Raw genomic sequence first — 1567 nt, 5'->3', positions numbered from 1 at the left:
CTCAAGCCGCGCCCGATCCGGTGCCGTGACGACGAAGGTGATACCGCTACGCATACCCCTTGGTCGCACAATGCAGCGCTAGGCGGAATCCTCAAAAGGACTCATCCGTCACGATCAATCCACTAGGAGACGAACGCTTTCAAAAGCTTTGTCAGTCTATTTTGGTTGCCACCTATCCGAACGTGCAATGCCTACCGGTCGGGCAGCCCGATGGCGGCCGAGATGCCCTATTACGTCAAGATTCCGGGTTTATTGTTTATCAAGTTAAGTTTTCCCGAAATCCGACACAAAAAAACGAGCGCATCGCAATAGAGGATCTCATCAAGTCCGAAGAAGGAAAGGTTTCTAACCTTATAAAGCGAGGTGCTACCGCTTATTATCTGCTCACAAATATCTCAGGAACCTCGCATCCCGATGTAGGATCAATAGATCGTATTAATGAGGTACTTACACGAACTTTCGGAATACCTAGTTTTTGCTGGTGGAGAGACGATCTCGAGCGAAGACTTGAATCTTCCCATGGTTTAATATGGCGCTATCCTGATATATTAAGGGGTAGTGACTTCCTAGAGGTGCTGCATAGGAACAACATATCGCAGTTCTCGGAGGACGCAGCGACCGCATTTCGCGGATATATGCAAACGCAGCACCTGAAAGAATCCGAGGTAAAGTTTCAGCAAGTGCAAATACAAAACAATCTTTTAGATTTGTTCACTGACACGCCCCTGTCTGTCGCCCGAGAGAAGCAACCAAATCTTTCTTCTTGCGGGATTTCCGAAGAGACATTCGATGAGCTACTTGGTCACGCTGCCCACGGAAGATTTTTTTGGAAAGATCCCCAACGACATGGAACTTTCGTTGCTGAATGGCTTCTGAAAGCTGCGCCGAATAAGGGCTTGCAGCGCATTGTTCTTGAGGGCGCGCCGGGACAAGGAAAATCTACGGTAACTCAATACATTTGCCAGGTTCACAGAATAAAGAACTTGAGGATTGAAGACTCATATCTTCAACTTCCACGTTCGCATACCGATAATGTCGTTAGATTGCCTATGCGCGTTGACCTTAGAGATTATTCTACCTGGTTACTTGGAAATGATCCTTTTGCTGGATCTAAAGGCGCTTTCCGTCCAGTTGGATCAATAGACTCTCTTGAGTCATTTCTGTCGCACCAGATTACGTATTTATCGGACGGGTTTGCATTTTCAACATCTGATCTTAATGCTATCTTACGCGATAGCCACGCTTTACTTGTCTTAGATGGTTTTGATGAAGTAGCTGATATTCCCACGCGCGAAAAGCTTATAGAACAAATTCGGTCGGCTGCCGTTCGTCTTCAAAATGCCACGACGTCACTACAATTCATTGTGACGAGCCGCCCCGCAGCTTTCATTCTTTCTCCCGGTTTTCCAGAGCGAGAGTGGATGCACCTTACCTTGAGGCCGCTAGTGCAGCGAGTCAGACGGAAGATGCAGGCAGTCTGGCGAGCTTGTCGAGGATTTGAGCGGCGGGCTTGGTCCAGACGAAGGGCTTTGGGTCGGCGTTGTGTTCCTTGAGGTAGCGATTGATG

The 1567-nt window shown here is 48.1% G+C and carries 1 pseudogene; it reads right to left on the bottom strand.

Annotated features, from left to right (window positions below):
• Nucleotides 1-1455 precede the first annotated feature (1455 nt).
• Nucleotides 1456-1567 (bottom strand): annotated as a pseudogene (locus EWE75_RS25970) (IS630 family transposase); the annotation flags it as partial.

Source organism: Sphingomonas populi, from assembly GCF_004208535.1.
In the GTDB taxonomy this organism is placed as follows: Bacteria; Pseudomonadota; Alphaproteobacteria; order Sphingomonadales; family Sphingomonadaceae; genus Sphingomonas; species Sphingomonas populi.
This window is presented reverse-complemented; position numbering and strand designations above follow the sequence as displayed.